18 protein-coding genes and 4 pseudogenes are annotated in these 21,815 nt (G+C 38.9%); 8 read left to right on the forward strand and 14 right to left on the reverse strand.

Annotated elements, in window-relative coordinates; all coding sequences use genetic code 11:
• Positions 1 to 2: 2 nt before the first annotated feature.
• Both P4S65_RS17240 and P4S65_RS17245 read right to left on the reverse strand, forming a co-directional pair.
• A complete protein-coding gene (locus P4S65_RS17240) occupies positions 3 to 1,076 on the reverse strand; it encodes a homocysteine S-methyltransferase family protein (protein ID WP_008133982.1) in 1,074 nt (357 codons plus the stop codon).
• Between the two features lie 100 nt (positions 1,077 to 1,176).
• Positions 1,177 to 2,012, reverse strand: a pseudogene (locus tag P4S65_RS17245) (homoserine O-succinyltransferase); the annotation flags it as partial.
• 220 nt (positions 2,013 to 2,232) lie between these two features.
• Here P4S65_RS17245 and ettA point away from each other — a divergent pair.
• The 4 genes and pseudogenes from ettA to P4S65_RS17265 all read left to right on the forward strand — a co-directional run bounded on the left by ettA (position 2,233) and on the right by P4S65_RS17265 (position 5,957).
• Complete coding sequence (gene ettA / locus P4S65_RS17250) at positions 2,233 to 3,906, forward strand: energy-dependent translational throttle protein EttA (protein WP_007376155.1); 1,674 nt, start codon at positions 2,233 to 2,235, stop codon at positions 3,904 to 3,906.
• A gap of 155 nt (positions 3,907 to 4,061) precedes the next feature.
• Positions 4,062 to 4,427, forward strand: coding sequence for a PilZ domain-containing protein (locus P4S65_RS17255; protein WP_008133974.1), 366 nt, complete (start codon positions 4,062 to 4,064; stop codon positions 4,425 to 4,427).
• Positions 4,428 to 4,483: 56 nt separating this feature from the next.
• Positions 4,484 to 5,391, forward strand: a pseudogene (locus P4S65_RS17260) (histone deacetylase family protein).
• A 62-nt stretch (positions 5,392 to 5,453) separates the two neighbouring features.
• The gene (locus P4S65_RS17265) at positions 5,454 to 5,957 is read left to right on the forward strand and encodes a TlpA family protein disulfide reductase (protein ID WP_337120660.1); all 504 of its coding nucleotides are present in this window, start codon (positions 5,454 to 5,456) and stop codon (positions 5,955 to 5,957) included.
• 1 nt (position 5,958) lies between these two features.
• Here P4S65_RS17265 and P4S65_RS17270 read toward each other — a convergent pair whose 3' ends face one another.
• The 3 genes from P4S65_RS17270 to P4S65_RS17280 are packed head-to-tail and all read right to left on the reverse strand — an operon-like array spanning position 5,959 to position 7,862.
• Positions 5,959 to 6,960 (reverse strand): helix-turn-helix transcriptional regulator, encoded by a 1,002-nt coding sequence (locus tag P4S65_RS17270; RefSeq protein WP_337120661.1) that lies wholly within the window; start codon positions 6,958 to 6,960, stop codon positions 5,959 to 5,961.
• Positions 6,961 to 6,966: 6 nt separating this feature from the next.
• On the reverse strand, positions 6,967 to 7,695 hold the full coding sequence (locus P4S65_RS17275; RefSeq protein ID WP_337120662.1) for a GGDEF domain-containing protein: 729 nt from the start codon (positions 7,693 to 7,695) through the stop codon (positions 6,967 to 6,969).
• Positions 7,653 to 7,862 carry a hypothetical protein gene (locus tag P4S65_RS17280; RefSeq protein WP_337120663.1) on the reverse strand — a complete coding sequence of 70 codons (210 nt, stop codon included), beginning with the start codon at positions 7,860 to 7,862 and terminating at the stop codon, positions 7,653 to 7,655. Before P4S65_RS17280 ends, P4S65_RS17275 begins: the two co-directional genes overlap by 43 nt.
• Positions 7,863 to 8,441: 579 nt before the next feature.
• On the opposite strand from P4S65_RS17280, the gene P4S65_RS17285 reads away from it, so the two are divergent.
• Positions 8,442 to 10,400, forward strand: a complete 1,959-nt coding sequence (locus tag P4S65_RS17285) for a phytase (RefSeq protein WP_337120664.1) — start codon at positions 8,442 to 8,444, stop codon at positions 10,398 to 10,400.
• Between the two features lie 121 nt (positions 10,401 to 10,521).
• A pseudogene (locus P4S65_RS17290) lies at positions 10,522 to 11,189 on the forward strand (hypothetical protein).
• Here P4S65_RS17290 and pdxR read toward each other — a convergent pair.
• Positions 11,190 to 12,647, reverse strand: a complete 1,458-nt coding sequence (pdxR, locus tag P4S65_RS17295; protein WP_337120665.1) for a MocR-like pyridoxine biosynthesis transcription factor PdxR — start codon at positions 12,645 to 12,647, stop codon at positions 11,190 to 11,192.
• A 106-nt stretch (positions 12,648 to 12,753) separates the two neighbouring features.
• Here pdxR and P4S65_RS17300 point away from each other — a divergent pair, with 106 nt between their 5' ends.
• Positions 12,754 to 13,329: a GNAT family N-acetyltransferase gene (locus P4S65_RS17300; protein ID WP_337120666.1), complete on the forward strand. Its 576-nt coding sequence runs from the start codon at positions 12,754 to 12,756 to the stop codon at positions 13,327 to 13,329.
• Positions 13,329 to 13,919 (forward strand): FMN-binding negative transcriptional regulator, encoded by a 591-nt coding sequence (locus P4S65_RS17305; RefSeq protein WP_337120667.1) that lies wholly within the window; start codon positions 13,329 to 13,331, stop codon positions 13,917 to 13,919. The genes P4S65_RS17300 and P4S65_RS17305 overlap by 1 nt, the downstream gene beginning before the upstream one ends.
• Positions 13,920 to 14,125: 206 nt before the next feature.
• Here the strand turns inward: P4S65_RS17305 and P4S65_RS17310 are convergent, their stop codons facing one another.
• The 8 genes and pseudogenes from P4S65_RS17310 to P4S65_RS17345 form a co-directional block, all read right to left on the reverse strand.
• Positions 14,126 to 14,662, reverse strand: coding sequence for a pectate lyase family protein (locus P4S65_RS17310; RefSeq protein WP_337120668.1), 537 nt, complete (start codon positions 14,660 to 14,662; stop codon positions 14,126 to 14,128).
• A complete protein-coding gene (locus tag P4S65_RS17315; RefSeq protein ID WP_337120669.1) occupies positions 14,659 to 15,708 on the reverse strand; it encodes an RICIN domain-containing protein in 1,050 nt (349 codons plus the stop codon). The genes P4S65_RS17310 and P4S65_RS17315 overlap by 4 nt, the downstream gene beginning before the upstream one ends.
• A gap of 466 nt (positions 15,709 to 16,174) precedes the next feature.
• Entirely contained in the window at positions 16,175 to 17,059 is an 885-nt protein-coding gene (cyoE, locus tag P4S65_RS17320; protein WP_008133965.1) for a heme o synthase, read from the reverse strand.
• A 9-nt stretch (positions 17,060 to 17,068) separates the two neighbouring features.
• On the reverse strand, positions 17,069 to 17,425 hold the full coding sequence (gene cyoD / locus P4S65_RS17325; RefSeq protein WP_002958101.1) for a cytochrome o ubiquinol oxidase subunit IV: 357 nt from the start codon (positions 17,423 to 17,425) through the stop codon (positions 17,069 to 17,071).
• Positions 17,425 to 18,050 (reverse strand): annotated as a pseudogene (gene cyoC, locus P4S65_RS17330) (cytochrome o ubiquinol oxidase subunit III). Before cyoC ends, cyoD begins: the two are co-directional and overlap by 1 nt.
• Positions 18,047 to 20,035, reverse strand: coding sequence for a cytochrome o ubiquinol oxidase subunit I (cyoB, locus tag P4S65_RS17335; protein WP_337120670.1), 1,989 nt, complete (start codon positions 20,033 to 20,035; stop codon positions 18,047 to 18,049). Before cyoB ends, cyoC begins: the two are co-directional and overlap by 4 nt.
• Positions 20,036 to 20,037: 2 nt before the next feature.
• On the reverse strand, positions 20,038 to 20,997 hold the full coding sequence (cyoA, locus tag P4S65_RS17340) for a ubiquinol oxidase subunit II (protein ID WP_337120671.1): 960 nt from the start codon (positions 20,995 to 20,997) through the stop codon (positions 20,038 to 20,040).
• 318 nt (positions 20,998 to 21,315) lie between these two features.
• Positions 21,316 to 21,735 (reverse strand): hypothetical protein, encoded by a 420-nt coding sequence (locus P4S65_RS17345; protein ID WP_337120780.1) that lies wholly within the window; start codon positions 21,733 to 21,735, stop codon positions 21,316 to 21,318.
• Positions 21,736 to 21,815 lie beyond the last annotated feature (80 nt).

The raw sequence follows: 21,815 nt of genomic DNA on the forward strand, positions 1-21,815 counted from the left end.
CCTTAATTTAAGTTACAGGCTTCAAGGCCTGATAAACGCATGCGTACTTCAAGCTCTGGCAGTTGGCGTGGTTTAACGCCCGCTAGACCTTTTGCAAAAGCACGAATATGCGCAGGCGTGGTGCCACAACATCCACCTACAATATTAATAAAGCCCGATTTACCCCAATCGATAATTTCGGTTGCCATTTCAGGCGCTTCTAAGTCGTATTCACCGAACTCATTAGGCAAGCCCGCATTAGGGTGCACCGATGTAAAGGTTTCGCACACGCGCGACAACTCTTCTACGTATTGGCGCAGTAAATCAGGGCCAAGCGCACAGTTTAGACCTATCGAAATAGGCTTAATATGGCGAATAGAGTTATAAAATGCTTCGGTTGTTTGCCCCGAAAGCGTACGGCCAGAGGCGTCGGTAATAGTCCCCGAAATCATAACTGGTAATTTACGCCCTGCCTGCTCAAAGGCTTCTTCTACGCCAAACGAGGCGGCTTTTGCATTAAGCGTGTCGAATATAGTTTCGATTAGTATTAAATCGGCGCCGCCTTCCATTAATGCAAGGGTTGATTCAATATACGCAGTAACCAGCTTATCAAAGGTGACATTTCGGTAACCCGGATCGTTTACGTCTGGCGAAATTGAACAGGTTTTAGATGTCGGCCCTAAAACACCCGCTACATAGCGTGGTTTTTCTGGCGTTTTAGCCGTAAATTCATCACAAATGGCGCGTGCTAATTTAGCCGACTCTAGGTTTATTTCACGGCTTAGGTTTGCCATGTCGTAATCTTCCATCGAAATAGTGGTCGAGTTAAACGTGTTGGTTTCAATAATATCGGCGCCCGCTGATAAAAAACCACGATGAATATCAGTGATTAAGTCGGGCTTAGTTAGGCTTAATAAATCGTTATTGCCTTTAATTAATACATGCCAGTCTTTAAAACGCTCTGCGCGATAGTCTTCTTCTTCTAGCTTATGATCTTGGATCATGGTGCCCATAGCGCCATCTAAAATTAAGATGCGTTCTTTTAATGCAGCACTTATTTCGGCTTGCTTATTATTTGTAGGCGCGTTATTCGGCATAGTTGTTAGTCCTCACGTCTTGGCTAACTAAATTAATATCATACGGTGTGGTTTGGTACACGTAGTAATTTAACCAGTTCGAAAAAAGTAAAAAAGCATGGCTTTGCCACGTTTTTGAAGGTTGTTTGGTTGCATCGTCATCCGGAAAGTAATTTTCGGGCTTTGGTGCATTAGGGCTTTTTTACAATCGCGCTCGTATTCTGCTTTTAGCGAGTCGGCGTCGTACTCTGGGTGGCCGGTTATAAACACTTGGCTACCTGATTTATTTTTAAGTAAGTAAGCCCCTACTCGCTCAGAACCTGCCAGTACAACGAGTTCTTCACAGGCGTTTATCTTATTTATATCAATATGGCCGTAGCGTGAGTGCGGTACCAAAAAGGTATCGTCGAATCCGCGAGTCAGTGCACCGTGATCAAAATAACACTGGTGAGTAAATACGCCACACAGTTTATCGTCTTTTAAATCGCGTTTTAAATTGTAACGGTGATATAACGCTGCATGCGCTGCCCAACACGAAAACAACGTAGAGGTAACGTGTTGCTCAGCCCAATCAATAATGACTTTTAGCTCATCCCAATACGCTACATCGTCGTATTCTAAATGCGCAAGTGGCGCACCGGTTACTATTAATGCATCGTAATTGTTGTCTTTAACCTCAGAAAAATAACGGTAAAAGGTATCAAGGTGCTCTTCTGAATTGCTGCTACTGCGGTGAGTGTCGAGGCGCAGTAGTTCTACGTTTACTTGCAAAGGCGAATTGGCAAGTAAGCGAATAAACTGAACTTCGGTTTCTACTTTATTAGGCATTAAGTTTAAAATAGCCAAACGCATTGGGCGTATTTCTTGCGTTTTTGCACGACTTTTTGGCATTACAAATACGTTTTCTTGACGTAAACGTGCAATTGCCGGCAACTCGTCTTTTACTGTAATTGGCATACTTTACTCCTGCTCATAAAAACCGAAGCTTAATTATGAACTGAAAGTAAAAAATATCAACCTCTAGATGTATAGATGTCCAAATGAAATTTATTCATGATTTTATACTTTACTTACAAGCATGCTTTAGTGCTTTAAACCCGCCATTCGTTGACTGTTTCACCTGAGAGCCACTACAATACAACATTGAAAATTTTATTATTATTTGAAGGCTCCTTTCATGGTTTTACCTGATAAATTTATATTCTCGATGAGTCGAGTATCTAAGGTTGTGCCACCTAAGCGCACTATCTTAAAAGATATTTCGTTGCACTTTTTCCCTGGCGCTAAAATTGGTGTGCTTGGTTTAAACGGTTCTGGTAAATCTACGTTACTACGTATTATGGCCGGTGTTGACCAAGACTTTGAAGGTGAAGCACATCCTCAGCCTGGTACAAAAATTGGTTACTTGCCGCAAGAGCCAGTACTGGACGAAAGCAAAACAGTGCGCGAAATTGTCGAAGAAGCCGTTGGCGAAGTTAAACATGCACTTAGCCGTCTTGACGAAGTATATAACGAGTACGCAATGGAAGGTGCTGACTTTGACGCACTTGCAAAAGAGCAAGGCGAGCTTGAAGCGGTTATTCAGGCACACGATGGTCATAACATCGATAACGTTTTAGAACGGGCTGCTGATGCACTTCGCCTACCAGAATGGGATGCTAAAATTGAGCACCTTTCAGGTGGTGAGCGTCGTCGTGTTGCTATATGTCGATTATTACTTGAAAAACCAGACATGCTTATTCTCGATGAGCCAACTAACCACTTGGATGCTGAGTCGGTTGCATGGTTAGAGCGCTTCTTACACGATTACGAAGGCACTGTTGTGGCAGTAACGCATGACCGTTACTTCCTTGATAATGTAGCTGGCTGGATATTAGAGCTTGACCGTGGTGAAGGTATTCCGTGGGAAGGTAACTACTCTTCTTGGCTTGAACAAAAAGATGCGCGCTTACAGCAAGAACAAAAATCTGAAAAAGCACGTCAAAAATCAATTGCGCAAGAACTTGAATGGGTTCGTTCAAACCCTAAAGGTCGTCAAGCTAAGTCAAAAGCACGTATGGCTCAGTTTACTGAAATGCAGCAGTCTGATTACCAAAAGCGTAACGAAACTAACGAGATGTTTATTCCACCTGGTCCGCGTTTAGGCGACCAAGTGCTTGAAGTAACTAATCTTCGTAAGAGTTTTGGCGATCGCGTTTTAATTGACGATTTAAGCTTTAGCATGCCAAAAGGTGCCATTGTGGGCATTATTGGTGCGAATGGCGCGGGTAAATCAACACTGTTTAAAATGATAAGCGGTGAGCAAGAACAAGACAGCGGTAGTATCAGCGTTGGTGAAACAGTACACCTAGCTACTGTTGATCAGTTCCGTGACGGTATGGATGAAAGCAAAACTGTTTTCCAAGAAATATCAGACGGTCAAGACGTATTAAAAATTGGTAACTTTGAGTTTCCAAGCCGAGCGTATGTAAGTCGCTTTAACTTTAAAGGTAACGATCAGCAAAAGTTTGTTAAAGACCTATCTGGTGGTGAGCGTAACCGCTTGCACCTTGCTAAGTTATTAAAAGCGGGCGGCAATGTGTTACTTCTGGATGAGCCAACCAATGACTTGGACGTTGAAACCCTACGTGCACTTGAGAATGCTATTTTAGAGTTCCCTGGTTGTGTAATGTGTATCTCGCATGACCGTTGGTTCCTTGACCGTATTGCAACGCACATTTTAGATTACCGCGACGAAGGTGTAATTAACTTCTTTGATGGTAACTACACTGAATACGAAGAGTGGCTTAAAAAGACACTCGGTGCAGCAGCAGCTCAACCTAAACGTATTAAGTACAAAAAAATTGGCTAATCTTCACTGTAGCTGACTTATTACAGTAACACTAAGCCCTGCATTTATGCGGGGCTTTTTTATGCCACCAGTATTCTACGCACTTATTTTCTAGCATGTAGAGAATTACCCGCTATGATTAATTTATTATAAAAACAATAAGGCTAAATTAGGATATGCAAAATCGTCGTCAGTTTTCTCGTGTATTATTTTCAACCGATGCACAGGTAATTTTTAATGATCATCAATACCCATGTAAATTGCTTGATATATCTCTACATGGCGCATTGATTAACAAATGCGATGCTTTGACAGGCTGCACCAATAACGATGCAATACTGCGTTTTACACTCCCTCAAAGCGACATAGAAATAAAAATGGAAGTAGTTGTGTGTCATATAGAAGCAGATCACATCGGTTTAAAGTGCCGTCATATTGATATAGATAGCATCACTTATCTAAAGCGATTAATTGAATTAAATTTAGCCGATGACGAGCTGCTGCATCGCGAACTCACTATGCTGATTCACGACGCACAATAATAGACTCATTTAGATTAGTTGATTACCATAGGGCAAATTTTTCAACGTGTGAATACATGACTTTAAATCCACATTTACCTTTGGTGTATCATCCTAACTATTCGTTTAGCTTTGATCCAAAGCATCGTTTTGCAATGAGTAAGTTTGCACATTTATATCAGCATGTTGAAGAGCTTGGTTTGATTGGCGATAACCTAGTTGAGCCAATATTAGGCACGCCAGCGCCACTTGAGCTAATACACTGCGAAAATTACATACACGATTTGTGGAACAACCGCTTAGATGAAAAAGCCATGCGCCGCATTGGCCTACCTTGGTCAAAAAGCTCATGGCGCGCACGTTTACAGCCCCTCAAGGCACATTACAAACGGCTCGTTTAGCGCTAAAACATGGCATAGCATGTCATCTTGCTGGTGGGACACACCACGCACATACCGATTTTGGCTCAGGCTACTGCATGGTTAACGACCTTGCCTTTACCACGCAAACTTTAATTGAATCGGGTGAAGTAACTAACGTACTTATTTTTGATTTAGACGTGCACCAAGGTGATGGCACTGCGGCCATGTTACAGCATCAGGCATACGCTTATACCTGCTCTATACATTGTGAAAAAAACTTTCCGTTTAGAAAATCTGCTAGCGATTTAGACATTGGCTTAACCGACAATATGAAAGACGACGAATACCTCGCTATAGTTGATGAGACCTTAAGTTACTTACTCAAAGAGTTAAATCCGAGCTTAGTACTTTATGATGCTGGCGTTGATATTTGGCAAGGCGATGGTTTGGGTAAATTAGACATTAGCTGGGATGGTATAATTAAACGCGACCATTTAGTGTTAAAACGTTGTCTTGAGCACAACACTCCAGTGGCGACAGTAATAGGTGGAGGTTATGATAAAGACCATCTTCGTCTTGCTAAACGCCACGCTATTGTTGTTGAACAAGCGGCTCGCTTTTAGTGTGAAATAAAAATGTTAAATTCTCGTTCTTATTTAATACATATAATAAAAATGAAAATACTATGAAACAGTTATTTATCGCCATCACACTCATTTTGTTAAGCTTTACAGCGCATGCGCAACAGGAAATAACAAATACCATCCACCCTAAATTACCTACATTAAATTTACAAATGGCCGACGGTTCTATAATTAATACCCACGATTTACTAGGCCAGCCTTATATTTTACATTTTTGGGCCACTTGGTGCCCATACTGTAAAAAGCTGCAACCGGCACTTCAAAAAATTGATGATATGGGCTTAAAGGTCATTGCAGTTAGTTTTAAAGAAGATGAAGGTGCTGCTCCCGCCAAAGCTCTTAGCGACAGAGGTTATACTTTTAAAACAGCAATAAAGGCTGATGCGATAGCTAAACAATTAGGGATCAGAGGTACGCCTACTACGTTATTTATTAATAAACAGGGCGATGTGATTTGGCTCACTAACACCTCAAATCCAGAAGATTCAAACTTGCATTTAAATGTACGTACGTTACTTCACTCTATAGAACTAAAAACAGAGTAATTTACTGCGTTTTTAGCTGACTTGGCGTTAAACCTGTCCAACGCTTAAAAGCACGCCGAAAATTTGGGATGTCATAAAATGCTAGACGCTCAGCAACTTGTTCATTACATTTAGCACGTAAGGTAAGTAGGTAAATTGCTTTGTGTTTGTTTTGCTCGTCAATTAGCGCTGAAAAGCCTACTCCGTTAATTTTCAGTTTTCGTTTAAATGTAGCTGAACTCATAGCAAAGTGCTTTGCGGTACACTCTAAATTAGCACTTGGGTGAGAGTATAAATACCTACAAACAGCTTCAATAAAAGTCATGCTAACTAAATTTTTATTATGTAATTGAGACTCCGCTTGCATAAATCGTAATTGACTAGCGCACGGGTTCTTAGCCCTTAACATGGCTTTATTTAATACCCAGCGAGTACATGGCCTATCAAAACTTATCTTTAGCCCTAAATTTTGTTCGTACTCTTGAATATGCCGAGGGCGCTTAAAAGCAAAGTCAAACTGACAATGCGGGTAACTTTCGCTTACTCGTTTGAGTAAACTATAAAAAGCGGTGCTGTATATTTCTAATACGTAGTGGTGCAGCTCTTCATTGAGTCCATGAGCAGGTTGTAAATAAATATAATACTGCTCGCTTTTAATGTATGTTTGGCTAAATAATAAAGGCGCTAACTGCATTCTTAAATGCGCTAATTGCTTTAGTACTTGCCCTAAATCAGCACTGTACATAAGCGTTTGTACTTCAACTCGCGTATCATTTATTAGCTGGCTACCAAGTAAAAAACCACTGTCGGTACTTTTCATTAACAGTTTAAATTGTGCTAGTAAACGCACCTGCTGAGATAAACTAAACGCATGTTGAAAGTTAAATAAATCTTGCTCAAATATTCCCGTACCACGCAGTAGTTTATGAAGTTCAATACCTCGACTTTGTGTTAATTCAACAATCGCAATTATAAGTCCTTGTGCACTTACAAACTTATCATCTTGATTAACAAAGGTGTGCACGTTGCGCTACTTTTTGTTGGTGCTTTTTTGTTGTAACTGGCTATGCAATTGGCTTGTTAATGTACCTGTATAATTACGTTCATTACCTTGAATTAGAGCCGTTGTTACATGCTGAAACTTTGCTTTTTTTGAGCCTTCCACTTTAAATGCGCAATACCTCAATGCCCCTTTAATTTGCATCATAAGCTCTTTTGCTTGTTGTTCTGTGGTTTCTGGCATTAACACCATAAAGCAGTCTCCTGCATACCTGCACACAACATCACTTAGCCGGCAGTTCATTAGCAATAACTCGCTCACCTCACGCAGTAACCTATCGCCTTCTTTAAAACCAAATTCGCTATTAAAATGCGAGAAGTCGCGTATATCAATAGCACCGAGCCACAAAGGCTGTGTGCTTAAAAGCTGGTTTTTTATGGCTAAATCTAAGTACTGCGCTTTATAAAGCCCTGTTACAGAACAAACTTTACTGTGTTCACGCAAGTTAGCTTCACGGCGGCGTAATTGGCGATTTAATACATATTGCTCTTGATGCCAATAATATAACCCCAAGCTAGTTAGTAGCATGCCTACAGGGGCTGGTAAAGACTCAATCCAACTTAGCCATTTGTGTGCTGGGTGCATTAACCACTCATCGAGTAAATCTAAAGTAGCTGAGAACATAAACAACCCTACGCCAATCACTAAATAAGTTGTTACTTTACTGGGGGCCTTGAAATTAATAACACCGTGATCCATACCAGAGCCATGAGTACAATACCGCCCTCGCCCATAATATCTAGCCATTGAATATCAGCATATGTTTTAAGTACACCTAAGTAAGCGCTTAAAAAGCAGGCACTGAAAAACATCGCAATAATACAATTAACTAATAATCGGTGGCTGGTAAATGGGTTAAATCGCATTAATTAATCTTCTCTTTGTAGAGTCTATTTTTATGCTAACTCATATCTATATTTGCCAGCAGGGTCATATTAGCTCAACTATATGACAGCAAGATGATCACCATTTTCAAAACCATCTTACACCACATAAAAAACCTCACTTTATAAGGAGTGCTAGTAGCTCATAAAGCCTTTCATAACAGTAAAGCACTGCTCACTGTATATGTTTAAAGTAACCCCTGTCACATTTACGTCATAAAATAACTTTAGTTTGCTCGTCATGCCAAAAATCAATGCAGATTTTAACGTTAACAATAAATTAGATATTTCTATATTAGAATCAGAAGCAACTTGAAAGACGGATTTAGACTAGAGGCGAAGCAGCTTTGCTCGGCTTTTACTAAACCTTCTAGGTTTCAAGCCTCGCACCGCGATTAAATTGACCATAGATAGAATGGATTTTAATCAAAAAGGTCAGCAGGCCCAAGGTCTATAAAGCATGATTTTTAATAAAGAAAAGCTATTTATTACAACACTCGCTTCATGATTTTTTAGAAGAGACTGAGAAAATATAACGCTGTGTTCAGTAAAGGAACCATTATGAATTTTAGATTAAATAAAACACTTAGCTTACTTGCTAGCTGTTTAATGATTAGCGCCATAACCGCCTGTAGTAACGGTGCTGTAAGTCAGAATGTAAGCATTGAGAAGCAAATAGTTAGCACTGTAGAGCTTGGTCCAAATCAAAATATGCAAGGCTCACAAGGCGCGTGGCTAAGCAATAATAATTGGTTATTAGCAAGTGAAAGCAAAGGGCTAGTACTTGTAAATAGCCAAACAGATACAAACCAAATAATTGCGCCCGGAAATTTTGAATCTCTTTCAGTTAGGGCTTTATCAAGCAACGCTTTTTTAGTGGCGAGTATTGATAACAACCAAGACAATGTAGCTATTTTTAAACTTAAACATGTAAATAAAACATGGCAGTTATCTGAGCTAACCCGAATCATATCACCACAGGCTCAGCCCGACACAGTTTGTTTATTTGCCAATAATATCACGCAGACAGTTACTGCATTTATAGCCGATGTTCGCGGCTTAATTACCGAAACGGCTATTTTTGATACAGCTAAAAATCAGCCCGTCAATGTCAGTATACGAGAATTCCCTGGCGTAAGTGAAGCTGCGGGTTGTGCTGTAAGTGATATTACAAGCACGTTGTTTATTAGCGAATCCAACGTGGGGATTTGGGCTATAAATGCAAATGCTGAATCGCAAGCTGATAAAAAACCAATTGCGCTTGTTGCACCCTTTGGCGAACTAAAAAATGAACTTGGCGCTCTCTTTGCCTCAAGTGATGGCATGATATGGTTTACAAGCACTGAAAATAGCCTTTTATATGCTTATAACCCAATTAGTAATAAATTAAAACACTGGAGGTTAAATACTAATTTAAACCCTGAATCAGCCGCTATCAAGTACACCAGTAATAATACAGCGACTGCGGTTATTTATAATGATACGACTGGGGCTTATATGCAAAGCCAACTATCCGTGAAAAAAATAGCGGTTCAAAAAAATAGGCAAAACATAACGCAAATACATGCAAATGCACAAACTACACCTGTAAACGCATTTGGTGATGCCGCCGACGATCCTGCTATTTGGGTAAACCCTAGTGATGCTGAAAACAGCCTTATTTTAGGCACTGATAAACGTCGTGGTTTGATGGTTTATAACTTACAAGGCGCATTAATACAGTCGCTTAACATCGGCCGCTTAAATAATGTTGACGTACGTCAAAGTAAAATAATTAATAATAAGACATGGATAACTGCTAGCAACCGGACGCACAACAGCATTAGTGTCTTTACTATTGAGAATAAAAAAACGGTAAAATACCTGACTGATATTGCTACAAACCTAGATGAAATTTATGGTATGTGTATGTACTCATCACCCACTGGTGATTATGTATTTGTAAACGATAAATCAGGGCTTTTCCAACAATATAAATTACACAACCAAGCCAATAAAATAACGGGTGAACTAGTACGCGAGTTTAATCTGCCAAGCCAACCTGAAGGCTGTAGCACCGATGATGAAGCAGCACAGCTATATGCTGGCGAAGAAGATGCGGGTATTTGGTATATAGGTGCTGAGCCAAGCACCGGAACAACACCTATCATGCTACAACACATTAATAAGCAATTAGTTGATGATGTAGAAGGGATGGAAATTTATCATGCAGATAACGCACGTTATTTAGTTGTTTCAAGTCAAGGCGATAATAGCTATGTGTTATACGAAATAGGTAATATAACTCAAAACACTGAAGTGCCATCACTCAAATTTAGTGGTAAATTTAGCGTTATTGCTGATTTAAACTCAGGTATTGATGGCACATCAGAAACCGATGGACTAACTGTTACAGCAAAACCTTTACCAGGTTACCCTGAGGGTATTTTAATAGTACAAGATGGTTATAATCGAATGCCGCAGCAACCACAAAACTTTAAAATAATTGATTGGCGAGAAGTTAAAAAAGCCATCAGATAATACGCGCTACCTAATCATTTTATAAAGGCTCACTTGAGCCTTTAAATTGATCTTGTAATTAGATAAATATTACATACATTTTTATACTACAATTTAAACTCATAAATTAATTGAGATTATTATGCGCCTACTACTTACTTTATTACTAATTACTATAAGTGGCTTTGTAACAGCGGAAGAAGAGAAAAAAGTAGAACTCCCCCTGTCGATCTTGCTTATAAAGCTAAACATCCAATGGTGTTAGTTAATAAAGGCTCGTCTATCATCGCGATGAATTTGCCTACCTATAATTCACCTCATGATGTACAAGTTGTTTATAAAATAGGTAACCCCGATGTGGCGTTTTTAGGCTTTGTCAGAAATGCTGAATTAATCACCGTAAAACCACAAGCATTTAATATTCAACATTTAATGCGTGGTGAAGAAATTACGATTATTGCCGATATTTTTGAAGGCGATTACCAACAAGGTGGTAGTTTAATTTACTCACAAAAAGAACTTGTACTAAGTAAACAGTTGTATGCCAGAGAACTAAAGGGGTTAAGTGAATCATCACAATGGCAAGACTACGACATCATTAACCTAGGCGGCACTGAGCGTATTTATATTCATAAAATTCAACAAGCGCCGAGCTATAACCATCTTATTTTTGTCGATTTAGTTAATGCGTGTATGCAAAAATTCCGCACCTCAAAACGAGTTCCACCTGTAAATGAGCTTACCTATAAATTTGTTAATTGCGGGACACTCAAACCACTTTACTACAATGCAAATGATTTTAAAAAATAGTTACTTATAATCAGTTATAAGCTTAAGCCCCTGCTGCATAGCATCGATTGATTGCCCTGCAAAACCTAAACGAACATGGCTAGGTTGTTCGGGCATTAAACTTCTTACTGAATTAGCAAAATAAAATTCAAATTCTGCTTGTAAATACACGCCTTTACTTTGCATTGCTTGTTTTATATTACTCGTATTTTTATTTAAGTTAACCCACATTGCCATGCCGCCATCAGGCTTTTTATACTCTATTGGTAAACCCTGTGATTGCAGTAACGTTAACGTATTGCCCATTGCTTCATAACGTTGTTTATAGTGCTTAGTCATGCGTTTTAAGTGGCGTTCAAACCCGCCCTCTTGCATAAAATGCGCTACAGCTAACTGCATAACAACATCATTTTTATGATTTACTAACTGCTTCCATGCGATTAACTGTGTTAATACTTCAGGGGCTGCGCAAATGTAGCCAATTCTAGCGCCTGAGAACATAATTTTAGAAAATGTAGATAAGTAAATAATAATCCCAGCGGGATCGTTCCCAGCCATAGGTTGTAATGGCTGACAGCGATAGTGAAATTCGTGATCGTAATCATCCTCTATAATCATTACGCCATACTCATAACATAATTGATAAATTTGCATGCGCCGTGTGGGCGAAAGCGTAACGGTGGTTGGATATTGATGCAGCGGCGTTAAGTACAACATTTTTATTGGATATCGTTTAAGTTGCGCTTTTAAATCATCTACACACAACCCATATTCGTCTTGTTTTATATCTATTAATTGCGCACCACAAGCTGCAAACGCTTTACGTGCTGGCGGATAACCTAAGGTTTCGGCAGCGACAAAATCGCTTTTATTTATAAACGCCTTTGAAATTAAAAATAAAGCTTCTTGTGAGCCATTACATACAAGTAAGTCTGATACTTTTAAACTTCTAGTTTTATGTAGATAATTGCTTATCTGAGTTTTTAGCTCACTCACTCCACTTATATCGCCATAATGAAGTTTACTGGTGTCTAAATGATTAAATACATGGCTCATAGAGCGTTTAAATTCTTTATAGGGAAAGCTATTTAAATCAGGAAGTCCACCTGCGAAATTATATACGTAGTCTTTTAAATTCATTGCCGGAATAGGCACGGCTAACTCTGTAGCAAATTTATAAGGTTTTGGTGTTAAAACTGGCGTGTGCTCACAGTTAGCACTGCTTTGAATTGGCAGTGTTTGAGTGACGCTATACCCAGATCGTTCATGGGACTCTAGCCATCCTTCGGCTACTAGTAACTGCAATGCGTTCATTATTGTATGGCGATTTAACTGATACGTTTGCGCCATAACTCGAGCAGAACTAAGTTTTGCACCAGGTGCAATATCTCCCTTTACGATAGAACCGCGCAGAGCATCTGCAACTTGTAAGTACTTAGCTTTGTTTGAGTTATTAAATTCAATATTAAGCGGTTGCATGTTACCCCTTTATAACTGGTATAGCTAAAAAGCCAATTCTGGTTGTTTTTACCAAACCAAATTAGCGTACATTTATTGCTCGCAAATAGCAAAGCTTAGAGGCAATATGTTTACTCAACAGATGCATAAAACAAATAAGGTCATACTAGAGCCATTAAATTATGAGCATTTAAAAGGCTTATATAAAGCTGGGCAACATCCAAAAATATGGGAATGGGTATTAAGCAACTATACAAAAACACCTGAACTGTTAAAGGAATGGTTTACTACTAGTGCACAATTTAATAAAAAAGAACAAATTGTATTAGCCATAATAGACATAGCCAGCAAAGAGGTTGTAGGCACTACACGACTATTTAGATTAGATACACATAACTTAAGTGCTGAAATTGGTCATACATTTATAAGCCATCACTGGCAGCAAACTTATATTAATACTCACACGAAATATTTACTGCTTAGCTATGCTTTTGACGCGTTGAATTTAGTGCGAATAACATTTAATACTCACGAACAAAATCAAAAATCTCGAAATGCAATTACTAGACTAGGCGCCCGATTTGAGGGCGTAGCTTATAAAGACAGACTCCTTAGTGATGGGAGTTACAGAAGCACTGCAAAATTTAGCATTATTGACGAGCATTGGCAGAGTATTAAATTACAGTTAGAGGAGAAGCTTTAATGTACCCACCAATACATTTTCAAGAACATAATATTGAACGTTTGCAGGCTTTAGTAAAGCAATTTCCACTTGCAACTATTTTAATGCCCTGCTCGCAAAGTGACTTAAATAATATATGCCAAGTACCTGTATTATATGAGCCCTCACGTAATGTATTTATTGCTCACGTAGCAAAACATAACCCGCTAACGCAATGTGATAAACAGTCAGTAAAATTACTCTTTAGTGGCGATAACTGTTATCTATCTCCCTCGTATAGTAATAATAAAACACTGCCGAGCTGGCTTTACTCATCAGTACAAGTAACCGCAAAAGTAGATATTATTAAAAGCGACATTGAGAAAGAAAAAATAATGCGGCAATTAACGAGCTATTTTGAGCAAGGCTTTACGCCAATGTGGAGTATTGATGAGGTGCCAAAAAATCACCGTGAAGCTATGTATCAACAACTTAGTTTTATAACGTTTACTCCTATTCACTGGCAAGGAAACTTTAAATTAAATCAAAACAAACCAGTCGATGTAAGAGCAGCTATAAAAAACAGCTTAGCACGTGAAAATAAAGGTAGTATTGCAGCGTTATTTAACTAGCAAAAAACCTTGCTCGCATTCTAATAATTCTTGTTAGGGGCCATTAAAGAGCCCCTTAATTAAAAATCAAACTCAGAAAATTCAAGTAATCTCAGCTGAAATAAGGTTAACTTAAAATTATAATTTACATATCAATTAACCTTTAAACCCGAACTTAATCTAAACAATGAATAGTTAAATAACCCAATTATTAGCAATAGCATTTATTACTCAGGGCCAGACTCTCCATTCAATAGTGGCATTTGATAAGCATCATCCAATTGATAAATATACATACTCACATCAGTAAACACACTATTTCCAGTATCTCTTTGAGGATCAGTTGCAGACTGTGCAGCGTAAACATTGTTGCTCGCTTTCATATAGCCTGACACATTCCAATGTGGTCTTCTGCTATCATCAAAATAATTAGATTCAATAAGTGCTTGCGCCTCATTTGTCGTATTAATCGCGAAATAAGTAATTTCGAGCCAATAATTATTATATAAATGGGCACGTGTTTTACTGCCATCTAATTTAGGATTTCGCCCTGCAGTGTAATTCCAAAAGTTATGATGAAATGTAACTTCTGAATCAGTGACCGCATTAGTATACCAATGCTGGTTACCACATACGAATGGGTTATAGCCGTCAAATTCATTGTGACTTAGCGTAATATTTTTACTGTTTTTGATATCGACATAACCATCAGAAATATTAGAAAAATTAACATGGTCAATAACTATATGGCTTGAACTATTCAAACTGATGCCGTCTCCCCCTCAACCAAATGAGGATTGATATTGTCAATATTGAGGTTTTTAACAATAATGTTTTTGCTATTGCTTAGATCTAATGTCGCGCCAATAATTTTAGCATTGTCACCTAAACCGATTAGGGTTTTATTTGATTTAACACTAATGGAAATATCATTACGTACCTTGTTTACGGTCGTATTTGTTGTACCACCTAATGATGTACAACTTTGCCCCGAATTAGGTATACGATAAAATATTTCTCCTGGATCCTGATACTCAGGACACTCAATAGCGCATGCTGCTACGGTTGAACCGCCGGTACGACAATCAATGTGTGTATTATTTGGAATTTGGATGATCGTTGTGTTTGACGATACCAATGCTGATTTTAATGCACTACAGCTTGTTACCGTTATTGAAGACCCTCCTGCGCCTCCTGTCGTTGTTGCTAAACCATCACTGCCTGGAAGTGATGCAAAGCCCGTTACATCAATATTTGAATCGTTCGCGCTATCGCAGCTTCCGTTGACTGGGTTTAAGTACCAACGTTGTGAACTAACATTTAAATCATCATTTTGATAAATATTTGCCCCATTATCACTCCCCGCAACCGTAACTGCCTTATCACTAAAAGCGGAACGAATACTAAATGCCCCCGAAGAATCTTGTAACAATCGCCATTGTTGATTTGATTGCCCAGACGCTGCCCACTGAATAATATTGCCACCATTAGCTTGAGATCGCTCTGATACATCCAAAAACAAATCACTATGTGAAGCTTTAATTGTCCAAAAACCATTCCCTAAATCATTAAAGATAAATTGCTGATTTGTTCCGCTATTTTTTGCATAAGAGATGATATTAGCACCAGACTCTCTTGATTTTTTATCAACATCAATCGCTTTATCTGAACTAAAGTTAACAATTTGATACCGTTGATTATTTTTTGGTAGAGCTTTACAGTTTTCTGCTTTTACCTGTGTTGATATTAAATTTAACAACATCATCGAAAGTGCAATTTTACTTACATTTTTTATATTCAAGAATTTCATAATTTTCCTCATACTTTTTGATATAAACGAAAACTTAGGCAAAGCAAGAAAATAAAAAACAATGCCACCGGTAGCATGATTGCACAACAAAACCAAACGTCAACATTTTATTAACATTCACTGTCATTATATCTTTTTAAAGTTAGGTTTAAATAGTCAATCTGTACCCAACTATTTTAAACGCTCTTCTTAAATGCGAGTTCTTCCGAGCGTGTGTTTTATTTATTCAAACTACGAGGGTCGTATTATTTAAAATGGTCTTGAAATCGACTTAAGGTGATACTTGCTCTTAAATTGAAATGATTGAAATGATTGAAATGATTGAAATGATTGAAATGATTGAAATGATTGAAATAAAGTTCTAGCAAGTTTATTACTAATTACGCCTATAAAAACATGCTATAAATATAAAAAAAGGCCCTTTCGAGCCTTTGGATTAACTTTGGAATAGTTAAAAATTTTTAAATTAGGTAAGCGTTAATAGCTGTGGAGCAACGCTATGATAGTCAACAGCCATAGCAATACTTAACGCTGTAATATTAATAATTGAAAATGCGAACACTTTACGTGCCCAACTGCTCATATCAATATTACGACGATAACCACGTAGTGCCATTAGCAACCACCAAAAGCTGGTAATACAAGCAACAGCCATAAAAGCAGCACCTGTGTAGCCAGTAATTGGCAGTAACATCACCACTAAGGCGTATACAGCAATATAAAGCACAATGTGGCGTTTTGCTTTGTCGATACCTTGCGCTACTGGTAATACAGGAATACCTGCCGCTTGGTAATCTTTAAAGCGAAAAATAGCGATGGCGTAAGAGTGCGGCATTTGCCACAAGCTAAACATGACTAGCAGTATTAATGCGCCCATATCGAACTGCCCTGTTACGGCGCAGTAACCAACTACTGGCGGTACAGCGCCAGAAAGACTACCTACAAAAGTGCCATAAACAGAGTTGCGTTTCATGTAGAGGCTATAAACCCCTACATAAATTACGTAGCCAAAGGCTGCAAAAAATACCGCGGCTTGAGTGGTGTAGGCGATAAGTAAACCAAAGCCCACAACACCCAATAAAATACCGTGACTAAGTGCAGCAAAGGCCGACATTTCGCCTGTTACTGTTACTCGCGTACGAGTACGCGCCATGGCCACATCTATGTCTCTATCTATAACATTGTTGATAGCACAACCTGATGCAACCACTAGCGACAAACCAATTAATGTGGCAATCATTAAGCATGGGTCTATATCACCGCGCGAGGCAAGTAAAAACCCACCCGCTACGCTGATCAAATTGCCCATAATAATACCCGGCTTTGTCACTGATAAATAACGACGAAACATCTTCAACTCCTAGTACATCATCATTGCGTTAGATTCATAAATGATCCAAACAGATAACCCAACAACCATTACGATGATCAGAGCACTGAATAGGAATGAGAAAGTACTTGCACGGCCATCTTCGGTGGTAAAATTAAGGTGTAAAAAGTATTTTAAATGCACCCAAATTTGTACGATTGCTAAAGTAACAATGCTCCAAAGCGTTGTTGCTTTTGAGAAGTCACCTTCCATAACCATATAAAACGGTATAGCAGTTAAAATTACCGATAGTACAAAGCCAATTAAGTAAGTTTTAACACTGCCATGAGATTCATCATGATGATCACTTTGCGTTTGCTTTAACGCATGCGTTTCGCTGTGGCTCATTACATTGCTCCCATCAAATAAACAACGGTAAATACACAAATCCAAACAATGTCTAAGAAGTGCCAAAATAGGCTTAAGCAGCTTAAACGCGTTACGGTTGCTTTACCTAAACCACGTTTAGCAACTTCTATCATCATTATGGTCATCCAAATCAGCCCAGCAGTTACATGTAATCCATGTAAGCCGACCAATGAGAAAAACGATGTTAAAAAGGCACTTTGTTGTGGGCCATTACCATGCACAATTAGGTGATGAAATTCGTATACTTCCATACCAATAAACACTGCACCTAAACAAAACGTAACAAATAACCAAGTCAGTGTTAGTGCCTTTTTTGCCCTTGAGCGGCAATCATGGCAAAACCAAAGGTAATACTACTAATCAGTAGTGCTGCAGTTTCTACTGCTACAAAGTCGAGTTCAAAAATATCTTTACCCGATACACCACCGGCTGTGTTCATAAATAACACAGCGTAAGTGGCAAAAAATGAGGCAAACAGTAGGCAATCGGTCATTAGGTATAACCAAAAGCCAAATATCGTATCGCCAGATGTGTCGTGATGATCATGCGCGTGGGCATGATCATCGTGTGATACAGAGTCTAAATTTGCAGAAAGTGTACTCACGCTTTTAACTCCTTAATGCCACTTGAATTATATGCAGCTTCAATGCGTGCAATTTCATCAGGTTGTATATAGTAATCAACATCGCTGGTGTAACAACGTTTGATAAATATGGCAATCCCGCCCACTAGACCAACAACAGCTAACCACCAAATATGCCAAATCATTGCAAAACAAAATACTGTTAAGCTTGCTGCCATGAACACGCCAGCTGATGTGTTTTTAGGCATATGAATAGGGCTGTAGTTTGCTTTATCTTGATATGCTTGGCCTTTTTCTTTCATGTCGGTCCATGCATCAATATCATCAATATGTGGAATTGTTGCAAAGTTATAAATTTGCGGAGGTGAACTTGTAGCCCACTCAAGTGTGTGGCCGTTCCACGGATCGCCTGTTGTATCGTCAAGCGCTTCACGGTCTCTAAAGCTCACATATAGTTGAATAACTTGGCTAATAATACCAAACATAATAATTACAGCACCGCCTGCGGCAATGTATAACCACATGTTCCAATCTGGGTTGTTAGTGTGGTTTAAACGACGTGTCATACCTAAGAAACCAAGTACGTACAACGGCATAAATGCAACGAAGAAACCGATAATCCAACACCAAAATGATGCTTTACCCCATTTTTCGTTAAGTTTAAAACCCATTGCTTTAGGGAACCAAAATACAAAACCAGCAAGGTAGCCAAATACAGCACCACCAATAATGGTGTTATGAAAATGTGCAATTAAGAATAAGCTGTTATGCAGTACGTAATCAGCACCAGGAATGGCAAGTAATACACCGGTCATACCGCCTACGGTAAAGGTAACCATAAAGCCAAGTGTCCAAAGTACCGGTACGCTAATACGTAAACGACCTCGGTAAATAGTAAATAACCAGTTAAACAACTTAACCCCAGTTGGTACGGCAATAACCATGGTCATTACCCCAAAGAACGCGTTAACGTTAGCACTCGACCCCATGGTAAAGAAGTGATGTAACCAAACAATAAAGCCTAAAATTGAGATTGCACCGCTGGCGTAAACCATCGACTTGTAACCAAATAGACGCTTACCTGCAAAGGTCGAAATAATTTCAGAAAAAATACCAAACGCTGGTAATACTAATATGTATACCTCAGGATGACCCCATGCCCAAAACAGGTTGATGTACATCATGGCGTTACCGCCCAATTCATTGGTAAAGAAGTGAAAGTCGAGATAACGGTCAAGCGTTAGCATTGCAAGTACAGCAGTTAAAATTGGGAATGATGCTGCAATTAAGATGTTTGCCCATGTACATGTCCATGTGAAAATTGGCATTTTCATTAGGGTCATACCTGGTGCACGCATTTTAAACACGGTTGCTAAAAAGTTTACGGCTGTTAAAAGTGTACCGAGCCCGGATATTTGCAAGGCCCAAATATAATAGTCGACCCCCACCCCAGGGCTAAAGGTCAGCTCCGAAAGCGGCGGATAAGCCACCCAACCTGTTTTTGCAAACTCACCAAACACAAGTGATAAGTTAATTAAAATTGCACCACTGGCTGTAAACCAAAAACTTAAATTATTTAAAAATGGAAAAGCAACATCACGAGCACCAATTTGCAGTGGTAGAACAATGTTCATTAAACCAATCATAAATGGCATTGCCATAAATATGATCATAATTACGCCGTGGGCAGTAAATATTTGGTCGTAGTGTTCAGGTGGTAAATAACCTGGCGCACCACTGGTAGCAAGTGCCAACTGCGCACGCATCATTATTGCATCAGAAAAACCACGAAACAGCATTATTAGTGCTAAAAGAATATACATTACGCCTAAGCGTTTGTGATCAACAGACGTGATCCAGTCGCGCCAAAGCACGCCCCATTTTTTATACTTTGTAATAAGCCCAGCAATAATAAGCCCAGCTATCGCAATAACCGACATCGTGAACACAAGAATTGGCTCATGAAACGGAATTGCGTCGAGTGAAAGATTACCTAATAACGACATTATTATTCCTCGCCTTGGCTGTGAGATGAAGGCATTGAGTGCTCATTCATTTCATGATGCTTTTTACTCATTTGCCCATGTTCGCCCATTGCATGGTGTTTTTTGTTCATATCGCCATGCGCCTGCATGTATTTCATCACGATGGTATGAAATAAGCCGTCATCAACTTTTCCGTAATATGCTACTGGGTTATTTTCGCTTGCTTTTGCAAGCTCAACATAATTTGCATGAGTCAGGTTATTAGCGCTTGAATTCGCTTTCACATCACTCACCCACTTATCAAAGTCTGCTTGTGTAGGTGTAGCAATGGCATTAAATTTCATGCCAGTGAAACCTGCGCCGCTGTAATTTGCTGAAAAGCCTTTAAACGTACCTGGCTCATTTGCAATTAAGTGAAGCTTGGTTTCCATCCCAGCCATTGAGTATATTTGACTACCCAATTGCGGAATAAAAAATGAATTCATTGTGCTCTCTGAGGTGATTTTATATTCAACAGGTACATTTGCTGGGAACACTAATTCATTAACCGTAGCAATACCTTGCTCAGGATATATAAATAGCCATTTCCAATTTAATGAAACCACTTCAACAGTAAGATGTTCACCTTTACCTTCAATTGGTTTGTAAGGGTCTAGCTCTTGGGTAGACTGCCAGGTAATAACACCTAAAATGATTACAATAACAATAGGAACAGCCCAAACTGCGGCTTCAATTTTATTTGAATGAGCCCATTTTGGAGCGTAAATTTCATGAGTTTGCGTGTCTCTATATTTCCATGCGAAATACAAAGTCATCACAATAACGGGAACGACTACAAGCAACATAAGCACGGTTGCAATGATGATTAAATTTTTCTCATCTATGCCTATCTGCCCTTTTGGATCGAGTATCCCGCCTTTACAGCCTGACAACGCCAGCACTGTACTAGCTAAAGCAATATTACAAAGGTTACGAATTAACAAGGGAGTATCCTACAAACCTAGAGTTTCAATTTGCTGCTTAAAATAAAAACCAAAGCAACGATTTTTCAATAAAAACCCAAGTTAACTAGAATTAAATTATAAAAATAAGGGGGCTATTCAAAACCTAGAGCTCATGCCATTAATGACCTAGCAACAAACCCAGCTTTCTAAACGCATTTATATAACGTAATAAAAATTAACTTGGGTGAGTGGTGGTTGGCTGAAATGTGTTTAAAAAACACGGAGCTACTTTGTTTTAGCTAACCTTAATTATTTACAGCAAGAACAAATAATTAAAACCAGCAACAAGATGCAGCGTTACAGGCAACCTGTAAAGCTAGGTGGAGCACGACAACCATGTGAAGAGATCACAGGCTGAAGAACTTTAGCCTCGATAAAAGCAAAGGCTGCTTTACGGAGGATTATGCCAGCACGACGTGCTGGACAAATATGGAACAATAACCAACAAAGGCCAATAAGTAACTGACTTGATATGATCGGATGAGCTAAAAATTGCGCAAGATTAAGTAACAGTGGCTCTACAATAAACCCATCACTTAATAGCGCTTCAAGCTTGAAGACATCCTCTAATGCACCGCTTAGCAACATTACAGTGTTAAACACTAATAAAGTTATAGCTACACACACGCCCTTGCCTGCTTTATTCAAGCGTTCACACGTCTGCGGCTCGCCAGAGGCAAGTTCCGTATTTGTATGATGCAACGAAAGTGTGTTCAAAGACATTAACCTACTAAAATGACTATAACAAAATTAGAGTAATACAGTTTGCAATGGAGAAATTTAAAAAACATTGCTGT

The organism is Pseudoalteromonas sp. B131b (genome assembly GCF_037162545.1).
In the GTDB taxonomy this organism is placed as follows: domain Bacteria; phylum Pseudomonadota; class Gammaproteobacteria; order Enterobacterales; family Alteromonadaceae; genus Pseudoalteromonas; species Pseudoalteromonas fuliginea.